19 protein-coding genes are annotated in these 20,031 nt (G+C 66.5%); 9 read left to right on the forward strand and 10 right to left on the reverse strand.

Annotation, left to right across the window (positions count from 1 at the left end):
* Positions 1–54: 54 nt before the first annotated feature.
* Complete coding sequence (locus QMG83_RS11795) at positions 55–1,266, reverse strand: MFS transporter (RefSeq protein WP_283505603.1); 1,212 nt, start codon at positions 1,264–1,266, stop codon at positions 55–57.
* A 158-nt stretch (positions 1,267–1,424) separates the two neighbouring features.
* On the opposite strand from QMG83_RS11795, the gene QMG83_RS11800 reads away from it, so the two are divergent.
* A complete protein-coding gene (locus QMG83_RS11800; protein ID WP_283505604.1) occupies positions 1,425–1,778 on the forward strand; it encodes a hypothetical protein in 354 nt (117 codons plus the stop codon).
* 6 nt (positions 1,779–1,784) lie between these two features.
* On the opposite strand, the gene QMG83_RS11805 is transcribed toward QMG83_RS11800, so the two are convergent.
* Positions 1,785–2,207 carry a four-helix bundle copper-binding protein gene (locus tag QMG83_RS11805; RefSeq protein WP_283505605.1) on the reverse strand — a complete coding sequence of 141 codons (423 nt, stop codon included), beginning with the start codon at positions 2,205–2,207 and terminating at the stop codon, positions 1,785–1,787.
* Positions 2,208–2,349: 142 nt separating this feature from the next.
* Between QMG83_RS11805 and QMG83_RS11810 the strand changes: the two genes are divergently transcribed.
* Positions 2,350–4,251 carry a BCCT family transporter gene (locus tag QMG83_RS11810; RefSeq protein ID WP_283505606.1) on the forward strand — a complete coding sequence of 634 codons (1,902 nt, stop codon included), beginning with the start codon at positions 2,350–2,352 and terminating at the stop codon, positions 4,249–4,251.
* 57 nt (positions 4,252–4,308) lie between these two features.
* Here QMG83_RS11810 and QMG83_RS11815 read toward each other — a convergent pair whose 3' ends face one another.
* From QMG83_RS11815 to QMG83_RS11835, 5 genes are all read right to left on the reverse strand, one after another.
* Positions 4,309–4,794, reverse strand: coding sequence for an SRPBCC family protein (locus QMG83_RS11815; RefSeq protein WP_283505607.1), 486 nt, complete (start codon positions 4,792–4,794; stop codon positions 4,309–4,311).
* A gap of 172 nt (positions 4,795–4,966) precedes the next feature.
* Positions 4,967–5,311, reverse strand: a complete 345-nt coding sequence (locus QMG83_RS11820) for an HNH endonuclease (RefSeq protein WP_283505608.1) — start codon at positions 5,309–5,311, stop codon at positions 4,967–4,969.
* A gap of 36 nt (positions 5,312–5,347) precedes the next feature.
* Complete coding sequence (locus QMG83_RS11825; RefSeq protein WP_283505609.1) at positions 5,348–5,920, reverse strand: CoA-binding protein; 573 nt, start codon at positions 5,918–5,920, stop codon at positions 5,348–5,350.
* Between the two features lie 2 nt (positions 5,921–5,922).
* Positions 5,923–7,212: an O-acetylhomoserine aminocarboxypropyltransferase/cysteine synthase family protein gene (locus tag QMG83_RS11830; RefSeq protein ID WP_283505610.1), complete on the reverse strand. Its 1,290-nt coding sequence runs from the start codon at positions 7,210–7,212 to the stop codon at positions 5,923–5,925.
* Positions 7,213–7,271: 59 nt separating this feature from the next.
* Positions 7,272–8,828, reverse strand: a complete 1,557-nt coding sequence (locus QMG83_RS11835) for a dolichyl-phosphate-mannose--protein mannosyltransferase (RefSeq protein WP_283505611.1) — start codon at positions 8,826–8,828, stop codon at positions 7,272–7,274.
* Positions 8,829–9,012: 184 nt separating this feature from the next.
* On the opposite strand from QMG83_RS11835, the gene rsmI reads away from it, so the two are divergent.
* The 5 genes from rsmI to QMG83_RS11860 are packed head-to-tail and all read left to right on the forward strand — an operon-like array spanning position 9,013 to position 14,154.
* On the forward strand, positions 9,013–9,822 hold the full coding sequence (rsmI, locus tag QMG83_RS11840; RefSeq protein ID WP_283505906.1) for a 16S rRNA (cytidine(1402)-2'-O)-methyltransferase: 810 nt from the start codon (positions 9,013–9,015) through the stop codon (positions 9,820–9,822).
* A 30-nt stretch (positions 9,823–9,852) separates the two neighbouring features.
* Positions 9,853–11,421: a methionine--tRNA ligase gene (gene metG, locus QMG83_RS11845; RefSeq protein ID WP_283505612.1), complete on the forward strand. Its 1,569-nt coding sequence runs from the start codon at positions 9,853–9,855 to the stop codon at positions 11,419–11,421.
* Complete coding sequence (locus QMG83_RS11850; RefSeq protein WP_283505613.1) at positions 11,418–12,344, forward strand: TatD family hydrolase; 927 nt, start codon at positions 11,418–11,420, stop codon at positions 12,342–12,344. Before metG ends, QMG83_RS11850 begins: the two co-directional genes overlap by 4 nt.
* Complete coding sequence (gene rsmA, locus QMG83_RS11855) at positions 12,341–13,189, forward strand: 16S rRNA (adenine(1518)-N(6)/adenine(1519)-N(6))-dimethyltransferase RsmA (RefSeq protein WP_283505614.1); 849 nt, start codon at positions 12,341–12,343, stop codon at positions 13,187–13,189. Before QMG83_RS11850 ends, rsmA begins: the two co-directional genes overlap by 4 nt.
* A 32-nt stretch (positions 13,190–13,221) precedes the next feature.
* A complete protein-coding gene (locus QMG83_RS11860) occupies positions 13,222–14,154 on the forward strand; it encodes a 4-(cytidine 5'-diphospho)-2-C-methyl-D-erythritol kinase (protein WP_283505615.1) in 933 nt (310 codons plus the stop codon).
* 129 nt (positions 14,155–14,283) lie between these two features.
* Here the strand turns inward: QMG83_RS11860 and QMG83_RS11865 are convergent, their stop codons facing one another.
* The 3 genes from QMG83_RS11865 to QMG83_RS11875 all read right to left on the reverse strand — a co-directional run bounded on the left by QMG83_RS11865 (position 14,284) and on the right by QMG83_RS11875 (position 18,181).
* Positions 14,284–15,828 carry a glycosyltransferase family 39 protein gene (locus QMG83_RS11865; RefSeq protein WP_283505616.1) on the reverse strand — a complete coding sequence of 515 codons (1,545 nt, stop codon included), beginning with the start codon at positions 15,826–15,828 and terminating at the stop codon, positions 14,284–14,286.
* A gap of 131 nt (positions 15,829–15,959) precedes the next feature.
* Positions 15,960–16,646 carry a hypothetical protein gene (locus QMG83_RS11870; protein ID WP_283505617.1) on the reverse strand — a complete coding sequence of 229 codons (687 nt, stop codon included), beginning with the start codon at positions 16,644–16,646 and terminating at the stop codon, positions 15,960–15,962.
* 92 nt (positions 16,647–16,738) lie between these two features.
* Positions 16,739–18,181, reverse strand: a complete 1,443-nt coding sequence (locus QMG83_RS11875; protein WP_283505618.1) for a glycosyltransferase family 87 protein — start codon at positions 18,179–18,181, stop codon at positions 16,739–16,741.
* 166 nt (positions 18,182–18,347) lie between these two features.
* Between QMG83_RS11875 and QMG83_RS11880 the strand changes: the two genes are divergently transcribed.
* Together QMG83_RS11880 and QMG83_RS11885 are read left to right on the forward strand one after the other, a co-directional pair.
* Positions 18,348–19,547 carry a molybdopterin-dependent oxidoreductase gene (locus QMG83_RS11880; RefSeq protein ID WP_283505619.1) on the forward strand — a complete coding sequence of 400 codons (1,200 nt, stop codon included), beginning with the start codon at positions 18,348–18,350 and terminating at the stop codon, positions 19,545–19,547.
* Entirely contained in the window at positions 19,544–20,029 is a 486-nt protein-coding gene (locus QMG83_RS11885) for a hypothetical protein (protein WP_283505620.1), read from the forward strand. Before QMG83_RS11880 ends, QMG83_RS11885 begins: the two co-directional genes overlap by 4 nt.
* Positions 20,030–20,031: the final 2 nt, after the last annotated feature.

Below are 20,031 nucleotides of genomic sequence, written 5' to 3' on the forward strand. Positions count from 1 at the left end.
GCCGTGATATCGACGTTATCCCCCAAACGGGGGTAGAACCAAGGAAAACTTGGTTTAGGTCGAGGGCACTCCGCCCGGCATCCGAGTCGCGTAGAGCGAGGTGGCGAGCAGCAGCGCCGCGCCGACGGCGAAGGCCACCGGGTAGGAAACGGTGTCGGCGAGCAGTCCGGCGACGAGCGGACCAATGATGGCGCCGAGATCAGAGAACATCGAGAAAACGGCGACGGGCCGGCCCCCGCCTCCACCGGATGCGTCGCCGACGGCCGCTGCGGGAGCGGTGCCCATAAACGCGGCCGCGACGCCGTAGAGGCAGAGCAGCGCGGTGAGCACCCAGATGTTTGGCGAGAACGGCACGGCGAGGATCGTGGCGGCGGCGACCGCGAACGCCCCGATGATGGCCGGGCGGCGGCCGACGCTGTCGACGAAGCGGGCGGCCGGGGCGAGCGCGAGCGTCTGGGCGACCGCGGCGCACGCGAACGCGATTCCCGTGTAGACGGTCGGCTCGCGCAGCACCTCGACGATGAGCAGCGGGATGAGCGCGCCGCGCACGCCGAACGAGGTCCAGCCCTGGGAGAAATTGGCGAGGCATGCGGCCCGGAACCGGGTGTCGCGCACGACGGTGGCAAACGGCACGCGCGGCGCCGCTCCGCTGGCGGCATCCGTCCGCTGCACCCGCGGCGAGAGCAGGAGGAACCCGACGAGGCCGGCAACCCCGAGCGTTCCGGCGTAGAAGAAGAATGGCGCGGTGAGTGAGATCGTCGCGAGCAGGCCGCCGAGTGCGGGTCCGGCCATCCCGCCGATCAGGAACCCACCCTGGTAGAAGCCGATCGAGCGGGCGCGGAGCGTAGGGGCAGCGCCGAGCAGCAGCGTCATCGCCGACACGCTGAACATCGCCGACCCGATGCCGCCCACGCCGCGCAGGAGCAACAGCTGGGGGTAGTCCTGGGCGATGCCGACGAGGCCGCTCGAGACGGCGACGATGCCGATGCCGACCGTGAGGATGGTGCGCTCGCCGCCCCAGTCGATCATCCGGCCCACGAACGGGCTCGCGACAAGGCGCATAAGCGCGAACGCCGAGATGATCGCCCCGACCTCGATGTAGCCGACTCCGAAGCTGCGCGCGTAGACCGGCAGAACAGGGATCACGACACCGAACCCGACCATCACGAAGAACGCGATGACGCCGAGCACGTACGCGTCGCGTGAGAGGCGGGGCCGAGGAGTGGATGCCGCAGAGCCCGCCGTCCGGAGTCGCGCGAACCTCATGGGTTCAGATTACGTCGCACCGGAGGTGGCGGCCGACCGCGTGCCCGATCAACGAAGGTCACAGTGTTTCGTTGTGTGACGCGGGCAGGTGATATCCGCGAGCCGGAAATCTAGACTCCAATGCAACGCCCACGGGCCCACAACGACGAACGGAGGTCATGATGTCGAGTCTCAAACCACAGGTGAAGAACCCCATGCTGTGCACCTCCGCGGACGGCGAGGAGTGCTCCGCGCACGGCGCGGGACACGCCCTCTCGACGATGCACGGCCGCCTCGCGTCTGCGACCCCCAGCAAGTGGCGCGACGGCATCGCGGGCGACACGACGGACGACGGATGGACCCCGATCGCGCTGCTCGAGCCGGATGCGGCAGGCGACAACATCGTCTGGGTGTGGAACCACGCGCGGGGCCTCGTCGCATCGGGCGAACCGGTCGCGCTGCACTCGGTTTACGGCGCACTCGCGGTCGGCGCGGCACGCTTCAACGTGCTCGTCGCCGCGTCGATCGCCTAAGCCGCCTCAGTTGCCGGCCATCGACCCTGTCATGGAGTCCATCATCTTCTGGCAGGCCATCGCGCACTGACGGCAGGCCTCCGCGCACATGCGGCAATCGTCGCTCATGTCCGCGTGGGTCATGCACTCCTCGGCACACGCACCGCACATCGTGATCGTCGCCTGGAGCATGGCCATCATGCTCTCCTTGTGCATGCCGTTCGGGCGCATCATCATGCGCATCATCATGTTGGTCATGTCGGCGGTGTTGGCGCAGCGGCCCATGCAGGTGGCCATGCCCTCGCCGGTCATCGCGTTCGAGCACATCGTGCACGCCTGCTCGCAGGCCGAACACGCCTCCATGCACTCCTGCATCATCGCCATGTCCATGCCCATCGACGACATGTCTTTTTCGTGCATCTGCATCATCTGCATCGCTGAGTTCATCATTGATCGATCTCCAGACGCGGACGGTACCGGGCGCCGGTCGATACCGGCGCCTGGCGCGGCACCCCGCTATGCCGGAATGCTACGCCGGAGGTCGCGGCGCTGTCACCCCATGTCTTTTCTCCGGCAGTCGTATCGTTAGGGAATGACTGAGCAGACGAAAATTCCGATGGTCAAACGTTGGGTCTTCTGGCCCGCCGCCGCGATAGTGACGGTGTTCGTCGCTTTCGCCCTGCTCGCCCCTGGTGCGGCCGAGTCACTGTTCTTGACGATCCAATCCCAAATCGTGAACACGTTCAACTGGTATTACGTGCTGATCTCGGCATTTTTCGTGGCTTTCAGTTTGTTTCTCGGGTTCAGTCGATTCGGGAATATCAAGCTCGGCAAGGACGACGACAAGCCCGAGTTCTCGCTCCTGGCATGGTTCTCGCTGCTGTTCGCCGCTGGCATGGGCATCGGCCTCGTGTTCTACGGGGTCAGCGAGCCCCTCAGCCATTTCGCGAATCCGCGCCCCGGGGTAAGCGGGACCCCCGCGCAACTCGCCCAGGCGGCGCTGAGCCAGACCTATCTTCACTGGGGCGTGCACGCCTGGTCGATCTACGTAGTCGTCGGCCTCGCACTGGCCTACGCCATCCACCGGCGGCAGCGGCCCATTTCGATTCGCTGGGCGCTCGAGCCCCTGCTCGGCAAGAAGGTGCAGGGTGGCTGGGGCAACACGATCGACGTGGTCGCCCTCGTGGGCACCCTGTTCGGCGTCGCCACGTCGCTGGGGCTGGGCGTTCTGCAGATCAGCGCTGGCCTCGATGCCGCGAACCTGGTTGAGCCCAGTCGTGGCTCACAGGTGGCCATCATCGTCGTCATCTCCTTCTTCGTGCTGCTCTCGGTGCTGTCCGGATTGACGAAGGGCATGAAGTGGCTCTCCAGCATCAACCTCATTCTCGCCGGCCTGCTCGTCCTCTACCTGGTTGCCTTCGGGCCGACGACGTTCCTCCTGCGGGAGTTCGTGCAGTCGATCGGCGCCTACATTCAGAACTTCGTGACGCTCTCCTTCAACGTCAATGCCTTCACCGGGGTCGAGGGGGAGTCGTGGCAGGCCTCCTGGACCTCTTTCTATTGGGGCTGGTGGATCTCGTGGGCCCCGTTCGTCGGGATCTTTATCGCGCGGATCTCGAAGGGACGCACTGTTCGCCAGTTCGTCGCGGGTGTGATTCTCGTGCCGACCCTCATCGGCATCCTGTGGTTCAGCGTGCTCGGCGGAACGGCACTCGCGATCGAGCTGAGCGGTGAGGGCACCCTCGTCGCCGCGGACGGGAGCATCAACTTCGCGGGGGCATTGTTCGACATGCTCAACTACGTTCCCGGCACGCCGGTACTCACGGTCGGGGTGCTCCTGCTCATCACGATCTTCTTCGTCACCTCGTCGGATTCCGGCGCGCTCGTGATGGGCATGATCGCGACCGGCGGGCAGGTGAACCCGAAGAAGCGCGTGCGCACGTTCTTCACGCTCATTACCGCGGCGCTCGCGATCTCCCTGCTGCTTTCCGGCGGCCTGCTGGCGCTGCAGACCGCGGCCATTATCATCGCGCTCCCCTTCAGCGTGGTCATGCTCCTCATTTGCTGGTCGACCGTCATTGCGTTCGGCCGCGAGCGCCGCGCCTATGACCGTGCACGTCGGGCCCAGCTCGTCGACCACATCGGCGAGTACTACGGTCTCGAGGTGGAGGAACCGTCCGATCGGGGCATCCTCGACACGGTGTCGCGCTGGTCCCGCCTGCTGCGTCGCGGCGGCACCCCGAAGCAGACACCGGCGCCCGGCGACCCGGTCGCAACGCTCCCGGGCGCCGCGCTACCTGGCAGCCCTCGCGACTCGGCGGAGCAAAGCGTCCCTCGGCACGTATCGGAGCGCGCGTTGCTGGCGGAGGCCGCCGAACCAGACGGCGTGTCCACTGACGACGTCGACGAGGTCGTCGGGCACGACTCGAGATCCACACAGGATGTGGAGGACGTGCCCGATCGGGGCGGTCCGGTGCAGGGCGGACCGTTCTAGGGCGATCGACGCGATCTGCCCGGGGTCACCACCGCCCGGTTGTGCGCGAACTTCGCCCTACTCGGCGAGGATCGCCTCGATCTGCCCCTGCGCCATGATCATCCCCTCCTCAATGCCCATGTCGATCATCTGATTGAGCTGGTCTTCACTGGCGAATTGCGTGACAGCCGTCATGCGCGTGCCGCCATCAAACGGTTCGAGGGTGACGCTCATGTGCGTCGGAGGGATCTGGTCGTTGGGTGAGCCGTCGGGATCAGCGAAGCCGTCGTCGAATTCGAGATGCGACGGAGCATCCGTGGCCGTGACGGTCCACCAGCCCCACATCTTCTGCCCCTCCGGGCTGGTCATGAAGTAGAGCGACTTGCCACCCTCGACGAAGTCGTGCTGCTGGAAGGTGGCCGGGTAGTCCGGCGGACCCCACCAGCGTTCGAGCTGGCGCGGGTCTTCCCACACCTGCCACACGCGCTCCACTGCCGCATCGAAGTGCGAGGTGAACGTGAGCGTGAGTGCCTCGACGTTCTTGTCTGAGGTGATGATAGGCATGGTTGCGATCCTTTTCCGGTGGTTCTTTCAGGATGCCGCAGTTGCGGCCGGATCGCACGCGACGCACGCCCCGCTGGCCTCCACGGGCTCGCGAACCGCGGCAGATTGCGGCTTCCCCGCGGTCGAGACGCAACTTGCCGCAGTTCGGTGCGAGCATCCGCCGCCTATGAGGTCAGCCCAGGCCGAGGGCCTGGCGCACGTGCACGTACTGAGTGAGGAAGGCACGCTCGTCGAGGCGCTTGCGGCGCATCCATGAGGTCACTTCGTCGTTGCTCTTGCTGGCGTTGCACGACCCGCAGGCGGGAACGACGTTGCCGACGGTGTAGCGGCCGCCCCGGGAGATCGGTTGCACGCAATCCTTCTGCAGCGCGAACTCATTAGATGTGCAGTAGGCGCACCCACCCCACTCCCGCTTGAGCAACTGCCACTGCTCGTCGGTGAGGTCGTGCTCCACCTCGCCCATGCGCCGCTTGCGCTTGCGCGCGGCGCGCAACCGTCGAGTCTGGTTGACAGCCATAGCGCCAAGGTAGCCCAGCCCGAGCGCGCGTTGTGGCTAGCGGGTGGCGCGGCGGGAGCTGATGACTCCGGTGTCGAAGCCGAGCAGGTGAAGACCACCGTGGAACCTCGCGTGCTCGACCTTGAGGCAGCGGTCCATGACCACCGTGAGCCCCTTCGATTCGCCGTAGATCGCGGCATCCTGATTCCAGATGCCGAGCTGCACCCACACGGTCTTCGCGCCAATCGCGAGCACGTCATCGATGACGGAGGGGATGTCGCTGCCCTTGCGGAACACGTCGACGATGTCGGGCACCTCCGGCAGTGAGGCGAGATCCGGGTACGCCTTCTGGCCGAGGATCGTATCGGCGTTCGGGTTGACGAAGTACACGCGGTAGTCGCTGGACTGCTGCAGGTAGGTGCCGACGAAGTAGCTGGAGCGGGCCGCATTGGGGGAGGCGCCGACGATCGCGATGGACTTCGCGTTGCGCAGGATCGCGAGGCGCTGTTTCGCGTCTGGGCCGACCCAGGTGCGCTGCGACTTCAGCAGCTTCGCCAGCGGGGAGCTCGCGGGCAGCTCACACGTGAGCCCGTTCGCCATCTGGGTGGTCTGTACCTCTGCTGTCGACATCGTCAGCCTTTCGTCGCCGCGGACAGTGCCTGGTCAAGGTCATCAACAATGTCTTCGGGGTCTTCTATTCCGACACTGATGCGCACAACGCCCGGCAGCACCCCGGCGTCGAGCAGCTGCTGCTCGGTGAGCTGGGCGTGAGTGGTCGATGCGGGATGAATGACCAGAGTCTTCGCATCACCGATATTGGCGAGATGGCTGGCCAGGTTGACGCTCTCGATGAACTTCTGCCCGACCGCGCGGCCGCCCTTCACCACGAACGAGAACACGGATCCGGCGCCCTTGGGCAGGTACTTCTGTGCGCGCTCGAAGTGTGGATGCCCGGGGAGCCCTGCCCAGAAGACCGTCTCGACGCGAGGGTCTGCCTCGAGCCATTCCGCGACGATGCGTGCGTTGTCGACGTGGGCCTGCATCCTGAACGGGAGGGTCTCGACACCGGTCGCCAGCAGCCAGGCGGAGTGCGGGGCGAGCGCCGGGCCAATGTCGCGCAGCTGCTCGGCGCGCAGGCGGGTGAGGAAGGCGTACTCGCCGAAGTTTCCGTGCCAGTTGAGCCCGCCGTAGCTGGGCACCGGCTGGTCGAACAGCGGGAAGTGTTCGTTGGCCCAGTGGAAGCGCCCGCTCTCGACGACGACGCCGCCGAGGGTGGTGCCCGCCCCGCCGAGGAACTTGGTCGCCGAGTGGGTGACCACGTCCGCGCCCCACTCGATCGGGCGGTTCAGGTACGGGGTGGCGACCGTCGAGTCGATGATCAGCGGCAGGTTGTGCGCGTGGGCAACGTCGGCGAGTCCCTCGATGTCGGCGATCTCGCCCGACGGGTTGGCGATGGTCTCGGCGAAGATCAGCTTCGTCTTGTCCGTGACGGCTGCGGCGTAGTCGGCGGGGTCGGAGGAGCGCACAAACGTGGTGTCGACGCCGAAACGGCGGAGCGTGACATCCAGCTGCGTGATGGAGCCGCCGTAGAGGTTGGCGCTCGAGACGATGTGGTCGCCGGCGCCCGCGAGCGACGCGAAGGTGATGAATTGCGCGCTCAGTCCGCTGCCGGTGGCGACGGCGCCGAGGCCGCCCTCGAGGGAGGCGACGCGCTCCTCGAAGCTTGCGACGGTCGGGTTGGCGAGCCGGGAGTAAATGTTGCCGTACTTCTGCAGGGCGAAGCGGGCGGCGGCATCCGCGGTGTCGTCGAAGACGTACGCGCTCGTCTGGTAGATCGGCAGGGCGCGGGAGCCCGTCGCAGAGTCGGGGATGTTGCCAGCGTGAATCGCTCGCGTGCGGAAACCATAGTCACGATCAGCCATGGCCTCAGGCTACAGAAACACCGGTCTCACGCGGTCGCGCGACGTAACAGTGCGCCATGCTAGCGCCAGGTCGGTAGCCACCAGTGCGCCGCCAGCCAGGCGTAGTCGAGGCGAAGACCCGTCCAGATCGGCCAGAAGAAGACACTCACCGCGATGGCGACGGCCAGGAAGATGACGACGATCCGGATGCCGCTGAGCCGCCGCCAGCCCGGATCCCCTGAGCTGCCCAGCACGATGCCGATCACCGCCGTCAGCGCGAGAATCAGGTACGGCTCGAACGCGATTGTGTAGAACTGGAACACCGTGCGGTTCAGATACATCAGCCATGGCAGGTAGCCGGCGCCGAGGCCCGCCAGGATCAGCCCCACCCGCCACTCCCTGAAGCGGATCAGCCGGTACACGAGGTAGAGGGCCGCGGCGGTGGCCGCCCACCAGATGATCGGGTTGGCGATGCCCGAAATGGACTCGCCTCCGGTGTCGTCGCCCTGGTAGTACATGCTCGTCGGGCGGATCAGGAACAGCCAGGTGAGGGGGTTCGCCTGATAGGGATGTGGGCGAGATTCGCCCACGTGGTAGTTGTAGACGCTGACCTCGAAGTGCCAAAAACTCTGGAGGCTGAGCGGCACCCACGAGAGCAGGCCCGTCCAGGCGTTGCCCGTGCCCTCGGCCCACTGCCGGGAGTAGCCGCCCGAGGTCACGAACCACCCGATCCACGTCACCAGGTAGGTGACAACGGCGGCAGGAACGGTGAGCAGGAAGCTGACGGGGCCCTGTTTGAAGATCGTGCCGCTGAGCCAGAACGGGATGCCGGCCCGGCGCCGCGCCATCGCATCCACCGCCAGCGTGTAGACGGCCAGCGCCGCCAGGAAGTACAGGCCGTTCCACTTGACGGCGGTGGCGGCGCCGAACGCGACCCCGGCCGCGATGAGCCACGGCCGCCACCAGATCGCCGGACCCCAGTCGCCGTTCTTGCGGGCGAGCCAGAGGTCGAGTCGTTTCTGGCTCCACCCCCGGTCGTTGAGGATCGCGATGAACCCGAGCAGCGCGAACAGCATCACGAAGTTGTCGAGCAGGGCGACCCGGCTCATCACGATCGCGTTGCCGTCGATGGCGAACAGCAGCCCGGCGATGGTGGCCAGCAGCGCCGACCGGAACAGCATCTTCGCGACGACCATGAGCAGCACCACCGCGAGGATGCCCGCCAACACTGTCGCGATGCGCCAGCCGACCGGGTTGTCCGGCCCCAGCCAGCCCATCCCGAGGCCGATGAACCACTTACCGAGCGGCGGATGCACGACGAAGGCGGGATCCGTCGTGAAGATGTCTGTGGCGCCGGCGTTGAACTGGGTGTCGGCCTCGGCGGGCCACGACCCCTCGTATCCGAGGTTGAACAGCGTCCAGGCATCCTTCACATAGAAGGTCTCATCGAAAACGAGCGACGCGGGATGCCCCAGGCCGACCAGTCGCGTGATCGCGGCGATGACCACCACGAGTGCGGGAGCACCCCAATGCGCCAGCCGGTGGATGGCGAGCGACTGCCTCAGCCACCAGTCGTCGATGCGGGTTCCCGCGCCCGCGACGACAGCGTCGAACTCGCGGGGCGCCCGGGTGGTCATCCCAGAAGCATAAATGTCGGGGGCCGTCAGCGTTGGCCCCGCTTCCCCCACTCACATCCAAATGAAGGAGATTTTCCACTCGAGCCCCTTCTCGCCCACCTGCGTGGTGCGGGTTTGGCGATATCTCCTTCATTCGGATGCGGAGGGGGCGGTCGGCGTTGGCGCGGGCTGGGAGAATGGGCGGGTGATCATCCTCGCGGCAACCCCGATCGGCAACCTCGGCGACGCATCACGGCGACTTATCGAGGCGCTCACCAACGCCGAGGTGATCGCGAGCGAAGACACCCGCACCACCATCCACCTGATGCGCGCCCTCGGCATCGAGAACCGTCCGCGGCTCATCGCGCTGCACGAGCACAACGAGAGCGAGAAGGCCGCCGAGATTGTCGAGCTGGCCAGGGCGGTGGATGTTCTGATCCTCAGTGATGCGGGAATGCCGGCGATCAGCGATCCGGGGTTCCCACTCGTGGCCGCCGCAGCCGCGGCAGGGGTGACGGTCACGGCGCTGCCGGGACCGAGCGCCGTGCTGACTGCCCTGGCAGTCTCCGGATTACCCACCGATCGGTTCACGTTCGAGGGGTTCCTGCCGCGCAAATCCCGCGTCGCCTACTTCACAGCCCTCGCCCGCGAGGAGCGCACCATGGTCTTCTTCGAGAGCCCCAACCGCCTGCCCGCAGCGCTCGCCGACCTCGCGACCGCGCTGGGTGCCGACCGCAGGGCCGTGGTGTGCCGCGAGCTGACCAAGCTCCACGAGGAGGTCGCGCGCGGCACCGCCGCCGAGTTGGCCGAGAAGTTCAAGGATGGCGCTCGCGGCGAGATCTGTCTCGTCGTCGAGGGAGCAGAGCCCGCGACATCCGATCTGCCGACCGGTATCGCGCAGGTGCTGAAACTCGTCTCAGAGGGCTCCCGCCTGAAGGAGGCCGCGACCGAGGTCGCCGACCAGACCGGCCTCTCGCGGCGTGACCTGTACGAGGGCGCGCTCGCGGCGCGGTAACACGCGCATCCAGCCCGGTACGATTAAGCCATGGCCGCCGGAGACTCCTTTTACATCACGACGCCCATCTTCTACGTCAACGATGTTCCGCATATCGGTCACGCGTACACGGAGGTGGCTGCTGACGTCCTCGCACGCTGGCACAGGCAGCGGGGCGACGACACCTGGCTGCTGACCGGCACCGATGAGCACGGGCAGAAGATCCTTCGCACCGCCGTCGCCAACGACACGACACCGCAGGCCTGGGCCGACAATCTGGTCGAGAACGCCTGGAAGCCGCTGCTTGAGACGATCGACATCGCCAACGACGACTTCATCCGCACCACCGACGAGCGCCACGAGAAGGCGGTATCCACCTTCCTGCAGAAGCTCTACGACGACGGCCACATCTACTCGGGCGAGTACGAGGGCTACTACTGCGTCGGTTGTGAGGAGTACAAGCAGCTCGACGACCTCATGGAGACGGCAGACGGCGATTTCGCCGGGCAGCTGGTCTGCAAGATCCACAGCCGGCCGGTGGAGGTGCTGAAGGAGAAGAACTACTTCTTCAGGATGAGCGCCTTCGAGAAGCCGCTGCTCGACCTCTACGAGAGCCGCCCCGACTTCGTGCAGCCGTCGAGCGTACGCAATGAGATCGTGCAGTTCGTCAAGCAGGGCCTCGCCGACCTCTCGATCTCGCGCTCCAGCTTCGACTGGGGCATCAAGGTTCCGTGGGACGACACCCACGTCGTCTACGTCTGGTTCGACGCACTGCTGAACTACGTAACGGCCGCCGGCTACGGCATCGACGACGACCTGATGGATCGTCGCTGGCCCGCCGTGCACATCGTCGGTAAAGACATCGCGCGCTTCCACGCCGTGATCTGGCCCGCCATGCTGATGGCGGCGGGGCTCGAGGTGCCGCGTGCGGTCTTCGGCCACGGCTGGCTGCTGGTCGGCGGCGAGAAGATGAGCAAGTCGAAGCTGACCGGCATCGCGCCCACGCAGATCACAGACACGTTTGGCTCTGACGCGTTCCGCTACTACTTCCTGTCGGCGATCACGTTCGGCCAGGATGGCTCGTTCAGCTGGGAAGACCTCAGCGCCCGCTACCAGTCTGAGCTCGCGAACGGCTTCGGCAACCTGGCATCCCGCACGGTTGCGATGGCCACCAAATACTTCGATGGCAAGATCCCGGAGGCCACGGCCGACGCCCCCATCACTGCCCTCGCCGAACGTGTCACGGTCGCCGCCGACGCCGCGATCGACCGCTTCGCGATCAACGAGGCGCTCTCGTCCATCTGGGAACTCGTCGATGCGCTCAACGGGTACATCACCGAGCAGGAGCCGTGGGCGCTCGCGAAGGATCCCGCGAACCGCGATCGGCTCGCGCAGGTTCTCACGACCATCGTGCACGGCCTTGGAACTCTCACCGTGCTGCTGTCGCCGGTGCTCCCCAAGGCGACACCCATCTTGTGGGCGGCGCTCGGCGGCGAGGGCAGCGTCGAAGACCAGCGCGTCGACCGCGCCTGGCAGTGGAAGGGCGGCGCGAGCATCACCCCGCTCGCCGCTCCGCTATTCCCGCGCATCGAGCAGACGGAAGCCGACGGCGCGGCGTGACTGGGGCGCACATCCGGCATCGAGACACCGAGGGCCCTCGGGATCTCGAGTATCCACCGCTGCCGGAAGCGCTCGTCGTCGGCACCTACGACAACCACACCCACCTCGAGATCTCTGACGGCGGCCCCGGCGGGCAGCTCGACTATCACGAGCACCTCGACCGCGCATCCAGTGTGGGGATTCGCGGTGTGGTGCAGGTCGGCACCGACCTCGAGACCTCACGCTGGTCGGCGGATGTCGCCAGCGTCGAGCCGCGCGTGCTTGCGGCCGTGGCACTGCACCCGAACGAGGCGCCGCGCTACGCGGAATCCGGAACCCTCGATGAGGCCCTGGCCGAGATCGACGAGCTCGCGGCACGACCGCGCGTGCGGGCCATCGGCGAAACAGGGCTCGACTTCTTCCGCACGGGAGAAGACGGCCGAGACGCACAATTCCGGTCGTTTGAGGCGCACATCGAGATCGCGAAACGCCACAATCTCGCGCTGCAGATTCACGACCGGGATGCCCACGCTGAGGTCATCCAGACGCTCAGGCGTGTCGGTGCCCCCGAACGAACGGTGTTCCACTGTTTCTCCGGGGATGCCGACATGGCGCGGCTCTGCGCGGACAACGGCTGGTACCTGTCATTCGCCGGAACCGTGACGTTCAAGAACGCCGGGGGGCTTCGCGACGCTCTCGCGGTGATCCCGCGCAGTCGCATCCTGATCGAAACTGACGCCCCCTACCTGACGCCGCACCCGCTGCGTGGCCGCCCGAACGCGCCATACCTGTTGCCGTACACGCTGCGCGCGATGGCCGCGCATCTGGAGACCGAGGTCTCCATGCTGGCGGCGCAGATCACCTCAACGACCGAGGAGGTCTACGGGCGCTGGGATGCTGAGCCGGTCACCGCCCCCGACGGCCCCTTCGCGGATCTCGCGTGAGCGCCGCATCGGGCGGCACCCTGCTGGGGCCGGTCGAGATCCGGGAGCTCGCCGAACTTCTCGACATCCAGCCGACCAAGAAGCTCGGCCAGAACTTTGTGATCGACGCGAACACCGTCAGGCGCATCGTGAAATCGGCGGGCGTCACCTCCGGCGAGACCGTCGTCGAGGTCGGCCCCGGCCTCGGATCGCTGACGCTCGGGCTGCTCGAGACCGGCGCCTCCGTGGTGGCCGTCGAGATCGACAGGCGACTCGCGGCCCAATTGCCGACCACCGTCGCGCAGTATCAGCCCGAGGCCGTGCTGACCGTGATCACCGAGGATGCCCTGCGCGTCACCGAGCTTCCGAACGACCCGACGGTGTTCGTCGCCAACCTTCCATACAACGTCTCAGTGCCGGTGCTGCTGCATTTCCTGGAGCGCTTCCCGACCATCCAGCGCGGGATGGTGATGGTTCAGGCCGAGGTCGGCCAGCGCGTCGCGGCCGGCCCAGGGTCGAAGATCTACGGCAGCCCGAGCGTGAAGGCCGCCTGGTACGGAAACTTCTCGACCGCGGGGCAGGTGAGCCGCCAGGTGTTCTGGCCGGTGCCCAACGTCGACTCCATCCTCGTGCGCTTCGAGCGGCACGAGCAGCCCGGAACCGAGCAGGAGCGCCTCGCCACCTTCGAGCTGGTGGATGCCGCATTCCAGCAGCGGCGCAAGATGCTCCGTCAGGCGCTCTCGAGTGTGCTGGGCGGCTCGACCGATGCGTCAGCAACACTCGAGGCTGCCGGAATCGCCCCCACGGCCCGCGGCGAGGAGCTCACCGTCGCCGACTTCCTCGCGGTGGCGCGGGCCCGCGGCTGAGCGGTCATCCCGTTGCGCGCTAGGTTGGACTCATGACATCGGGGCCGGGATCACACGTGGTGCACACCCGTGCGCCGGGCAAGATCAACGTCTTCCTGAAGGTCGGGTCGCTGCTCGATGACGGCTACCACGACGTGGCAATCGCCTACCAGGCCGTGTCTGTCTATGAGGATGTGCGCGCGTATCCCGCCGACGATTTTTCGGTATCGCTGACCGGAACTGTCGACCTCTCGCGGGTGCCGACCGACGGCTCCAACATCGCCATCAAGGCCGCACGGCTGCTCGCGCGCCGCACCGCCTACCGCGGTGGTGTGCGGCTCGAGATCGATAAGCATGTACCGGTGACCGGCGGCATGGGCGGCGGGTCTGCGGATGCCGCGGCCACCCTCCTCGCCTGTGACACCCTCTGGGGCACCGGCCTGCCCCGCGAGGAGATGCTCGACCTCGCCAGCGAACTCGGTGCCGACGTTCCGTTCGCGCTCACCGGTGGCACGGCCATCGGAACCGGGCGCGGCGACCAGCTGAGCCCCGCGCTGGCGAAGGGCACGTTCCAGTGGGTTCTCGTCCTGGCCGACTTCGGCCTGTCGACCCCGGAGGTGTACAGCGAGCTTGACCGGCACCGCGATCGCCACTCGCAGGACATCTTCCCCGCGTCCATCGCGCCCACCGTCGACACGAACGTGCTGCAGGCACTGCGGGCGGGAGATCCGCACATGCTCGCGGAATGCCTCCACAATGACCTTCAGGCGCCGGCGTTGCACCTGCAGCCGTCTCTGGCGGCGGTGCTCGAGCTCGGCGAGGAGAACGGCGCGCTCGCCGGGATCGTGTCAGGGTCGGGTCCGACCATCGCCTTCCTGACGGCCGACCTCGACTCGTCGCTCGAGCTGCAGATCGCGCTCAGCGCCGCTCGCCTCACCGTGGTGCGGGCGTCCGGCCCGGTGCACGGCGCCCGCGTCATCACCTGAGCCGCGGCATCCGGCCCGAACGGCGCGCGAACTGCGGCAAACGTTGCGTGACGCGGCTTGGTGCCGCGATGTGCCGCGGTTCGTGCATCCGGTTGCGCCTTGGGCGGGCGGCCGCGGGCAGGCGCGGCCTTAGTCGCGGACGTACCTCAGCACGTTGACGTGGGTGAAGCTCCACTCGTCGGTGACGTGCCAGCCGACCGAGGCGAGCGCCTCGGTGGTGGCGGGGCGAAGGTCGCGCGTCGTGCTCGTGATCAGGTAGGCGACGTCGGTTCCGTCCAGCCGGTCGAGTGATTCGGCGATCGGGGCGCGGGTCTCCCACAGCTGGGCGGTTTCGGCCGCTGGCGTGAGGATCGTGACATCCACCGTCGATTCGAACTGCTCGGGATAGGAGTACGCAATCGCCCTGGTCGTCGCTTTCGCATGGCCCCAGAGTTCTCCGTAGATGATGGCGGTCGTGCTGTCGGGCCCGTCTGACGCGCGTTCGGCGGCGATGAGGTCGGCGACCTGCGCCCACGACGAGAACTCTTTCGTCTCGGGCGTGCGCTGGAGTGTGACCTGCGGCAGGGCGAGCACCACGAGCAACGCGACCGCCATCGCGGATGCCGGACGCCAGCGGATGGCGTCGATGCCGGCCGCTATTGCCAACGCCACGAACGGCGTGCACATGCTGAGGTAACGCGGCTGGTAGATGGGCTGGTACACGGCGCTGACGAACAGCAGCGCGAGGGTGGGCACCAGCATCGCGGGCAGCACGACGGCGAGGAAAGTGCGGGCAGCGTGGCCGGCCGGCCCATTGGCGACCCTGCGCGCCAGAACCAGCGCTCGGACCATCACGATGACGCCGACCACGGTGAATGCCCAGGCCGCGATGGCGAACGCTTCGCTCGAGTAGAACCACTGCGACCGCAGCACGCCCTGCACGGTCAGGCCCGTCAGTGGCCCGATCCACGAAATCTGTCCACTCTGGCTCATTGTCTCGAGCACGAAGGGGATGCTCAGCACACCGGCGACCCCCGCCGAGATGAGCCAGTTCCTGGCGTTCAGTCTGGCGCGGCCGCTGCGCTCGGCCAGCAGCCAGGCGACCGTCACGGCGTGCGCGACGATCACGAGCGCGAGGTAGATGAAGACGGTGACGGAGAGCAGAGCGACGAATCCGTACAGAACCCACGATCCGCGCGTCCCGAGGCGGATAGCGCGCACGAGAACGACGGTGGCGAGGATGGCGAGGGTGGCGGTGAGGGCGTACGAGCGGCCCTCGGTTCCCATCCACGTGACGCGGGGGATGAGGCAAAACGCGACAGCGGCGATGATCGCGAGCCTCGGCCTGCCGAGCTGACGGCCAAGGATGACCACGAGAGCGGCGGCGATGCCGACGGCGATGGCGCTGGGCATCCTGAGCGACAGGGGCGAGTAGCCGAACACGTCGAAGACGAGGTGCATGACGGCGTAATAGAGGGCGTGGACCGCGTCGACGTTGCCGAGTTCGGCCCAGAGCTGGGTCCAGCTGCGAGTGGTCGAGATGACGGTGGCGGCTTCGTCGTACCAGAGGCCGGGAATCGTGATCCCGATCATGGAGATCGTGAAGCCGAGCAGCCCCGCCAGTAGCGGGAGTGTGGCGCGGCGGCGCAGGCGCTGGCGGGTGCCATCCGACTCGCGGGCTATCGTCGCGGTCATCTCTGCAGATTAGCGGTCGGGGCGGCGGTTGATGCTGGGAACGTGCCGTGCACGGGGGAACCTCCGGATATGCGGAAAGCCCCGCTGCGCGAATCGCGTAGCGGGGCTTCCGGGTGAAGCGGGGGCGGTAGTTACGCCTTCGCCTTTGCAGTGATGGTGGCGATGCCGACGACGAGCTTGTCGGTGACAGCGTCGGTGCCGAAGGTCGAGTTCAGCAGGCCGGCGGCGTCCGGGCTGATCAGAACCGTGGTGCCCTGCAGGACGGCGTTGCCATCAGCGTCGGACTCGAGCGGGTTCAGGGTTGAACCGTCGAGGTTGAAGATGTAGATGTCCTTGCCGACCTCTTCACCGTTGGCGGTGACGGTACCGGTGAGGCGTGATGTTCCCGGGTCGATCTTGAAGTCGCTGAGGCCCACGACGGTGTCGCCAGCGGTCAGCGTGATTCCGGAACCCTCGTGGAGGATCTCACCCTGGACGTACGGGCGGTACTTCGCGGCGGGGTCGTAGTAGTCCACGTTTCCACCGGTGATCGGGAAGTGCAGCGAGCCGTCAACCAGCGTCGCGGTTCCGGTCACTCCGGGGGTGAGGCCGAGGCTCGTGAGGGCGTCAACGAATCCCTGGTCGAGAGCAACAGCGGTGTCAACACCGTCGAGGGCGGGGATGGATGCCAGCGGCTGCGGGTCGGCCTCAGCCGAGGGAGCAGGAGCGGTGGTCTCTTCGGTGTCCGTGGTGGCGGTAGAAGCCGAGCAGCCAGCGAGTCCTGCAACGAGAAGGCTTGCAGTAGCGAGGCCGAGGCTTACTTTGGAGAAGGTGCGCATTGGTTCAATCCTTTGTTTGGTTTGGGGGTGTTCTTGGTGCTGATGAGTGTTCGGCCCCCTGTGCCAAATCAGATTGGAATCAGTTCGCTCCGTTACCTTTCCGTTACAAACTCTGAGTGAAATCCGCGTAGTTCCGCGGTTTTTGCTCCGCCGAAAGGATGCCGAATCTGCTTCCCCAGTCGTGACAGTGCCCCGGGCCCGGCGCGGTGAAGCGTCATTGCGACGATCAGGATGATCGCGAGAGTGACGGTGAGACGTGCCAGATCGACCGAAGGGATGAGCAGCCGCTCCGTCAGCGCGAGGGGAACGGCCAGCCACTCCCAGCGCCCCGTCATCGCAATCATGGGTACGAGCATGAGCGCGTACCAGGGGTAGCGCGGCGTCACGATGAGCAGGGTGACCCCGATCATGACGAGCTGGGCCAGCCACGGGTCATCCGGATTCGACTTCCACCAGGTGAGCGCCGCCGTCATCAGAATCAGGATGCCCGCCACCACGAGCGCGGCGGCGCCCGGAGCCACCAGCGAGATCATGATGAAGCGCGTGCCCGAGGTGTAGCCCTCCTCGCTGAGGTAGCCGGGGAGGTAGCCGAGCACGTCGATGCCGCTCGCCAGAATGTAGGGCACATAGAGCAGGGCGAAGACGGCGATCGAGCCGAGGATGACCTTGAAGGGGTTGCGCTTCAACAGTGCGAACGACCCGATGACCGGGATGAGCTTGCTCGAGATCGCGATACCAAGAGCGATGCCACCCAGCGTCGGCCGCCGGGTCGACACGAGCAGAGTGGCGATGAACACGAACATCGCGCCCAAAATGTCGACGTGGGAATTGGTCACTCCCTCGGTCGCGATCAGGGGGCACCACCCCCACAGGGCTGCCCAGCGTGGGTCGCGGCCGCGCGCGACGAGCGCTCGCAGCAGGAGCACCGTGGTGGTGAGGCTCATGATCAGACCGGCGAGCTGCATGGGCCAGTACTGGGGTGTTGGTCCGGTCACGAACCTGACCGCGGCGAAGAAGATCTCGCTGGCCGGGGGATAGATGGTGGTGACCTTGGCCCGGTTGATGGCCGTGCAGAGCACGTCGCCCGTCTTCGGCTCTTTCACCGTCATGATGCGCGGGCCGGTGCATCCCAGCTCTCCGTTGGACTTCACGACGGGGGTGGGGAACAGCCACTCCGGGCGCAGGTCGGCGAGCGCCGGGTCGGCGGGGGCGTGGTCGTATGGCGAGATTCCGGCGTTCTGCACGATGCCGTCCCAGGCGTACCGGGCGGAGTCAGTGCTCGTGTTCGGCGGGCCGGCCATCGCGGCGCCGCCGATCGCGACGGAACCGATGAGTATCAGCACGACCGCGGCCCGGGTGCGGACGGCACGGAGCGCCACGATCGACAACCCGAACACGATCCACAGGCCGGCGGTCACATACACGAGGGGAAGCAGGGCGCCGGACTTGTCGTCGTAGTACGGCAGGGCGGTGATCGACCAGGCGGTTCCGGCCGCGGCAACGGCCAGCAGCAGGGAGGTCAACGCAATTCGCACAGATCCATCCTGTCGGATTCGGTGACGGCTACGAACCAACGTCGCCGTTAGTCTTCGGATAGACCATGGGAGGTCGCACGTGCTGCTGAAATGGCAGGTTCAACGCTTACTGCACCAGACGCGGCATTCTCTGGCTGCACCCTCGCGCAATCCGCGGGCGGCTGTCGTGCTCGGACGACTGCTGGGCATCGCCTTCATCATCACCTTCCTGACGGGCCTGTACAGCCACTTCATCCAGGAACCGCTGCCCTGGATGGTGTTCCTCACCAGGCCGATCTGGCTGTACCAGGTTTCGCAGGGCATCCACATCACCGCCGGCATCCTGTGCTTCCCGCTGATCTTCGCCAAGCTCTACACGATCTTCCCTGAGCTGTTCCAGACGCCGCCGGTGCGCTCCTTCCCCCACTTCCTCGAGCGCGCATCCATCACCGTGTTCGTGGCGTCATCGCTCGTGCAGATCACCATCGGACTTCTCAACACGTACCAGTGGTACGCGCTGTTCCCTTTCCCGTTCCGCCAGACGCACTACGCCCTGTCGTTCGTGATCATCGGTTCGCTGGCCATCCACATCGCCCTGAAGCTGCCGGTGATCGCGCAGTACTGGCGCAAGCGTGACGCGCTCACGGCCGACGGCCACCTGGTGGAGCACGCGACCGAGCCCGAGCCACAGCGTCAGGATGAGCTGCAGCGGCTCACCGGCAAGGTGCAGAACGCGGGGATCACCGGCCGCATATTCGAGTGGATCGACCGGTCACCGACGCTGCCACCACAGACCAGCCGCCGCGGATTCTTCGCGACCGTCGCGGTGGCCTCGGCGGCCCTCGTCACCCTCACCGCGGGCCAGTCGTTCCGGGTTTTTGACGCCACCAACCTTTTTGGCGCCCGCAAGAATGACACGGGACCGCAGGGACTCCCCGTGAACCGCACGGCGAAACGCGCGAAGGTTCTCGAGAGCGCGACGGCGCCCGACTGGCAGTTGACCGTCAGCAACGGCGCATCCACCAAATCATTCAGCTACGAGGAACTGCGGGCGATGCCCCAGCACGAGGTGGTGCTGCCGATCGCCTGCGTCGAAGGCTGGAGCCAGTACGCCACCTGGAAGGGCCCGAGGCTGAAAGAGCTCATCGCCACGGTCGACGGCGACCCGAGTTCGACGGTGCGCATCACCAGTCTCGAGCAGGGAAGTTCGTACGCCCAGACCACCATGGGGCCAGAATTCGTTCGGGATGACCTCACCCTGGTTGCGCTCGACCTCGAAGGCGAACCCCTCGACATCGACCACGGGTATCCGGCCCGCATGATCGCGCCAGCGCGCCCAGGTGTGCTGCAGACCAAATGGCTCAGCACCCTGGAGGTTCTGTCATGAGTATCACCACCGCCCCCGAACCCGTTCTTGCCCGGCCGATGACCACCACGCGACGCTGGCAGACCGGGCTGATCCTCTTCGGCATCGCGATGCTCGTGGTGGGCGCCATCGTGCTGCTGAACGACGTCGCCCCGAAGAACTACATCGGAATAGCGATCTGGTTTCTCGGCGCCCTCGTCATCCACGACGGGATTGCGGCGTTCGCGATCTTCGGCGTGAGCATCCTGATGCGCAGGGCATCGCGAAAGATCCCCTTTGTCGTCATCGCCATCCTGCAGGGCGCGCTGGCCATCGCCGCGATCTTCTTCGTGATCGTGGTGCCCGCCATGCTGAAGAAAGACATCGGCTCGGCCAACACCTCGATTCTGCCGCTTGACTACGGGCTCAACCTCGTGTTGTTCTACGCGGGGCTTGCCGTGGTGACCGCGGCCGCGATCGCGGGCTACCTGGTCGTGGCTGCCAGGAACAGATCACGCGCCTAAGC

Source organism: Salinibacterium sp. G-O1, assembly GCF_030063305.1.
In the GTDB taxonomy this organism is placed as follows: Bacteria; Actinomycetota; Actinomycetes; order Actinomycetales; family Microbacteriaceae; genus Rhodoglobus.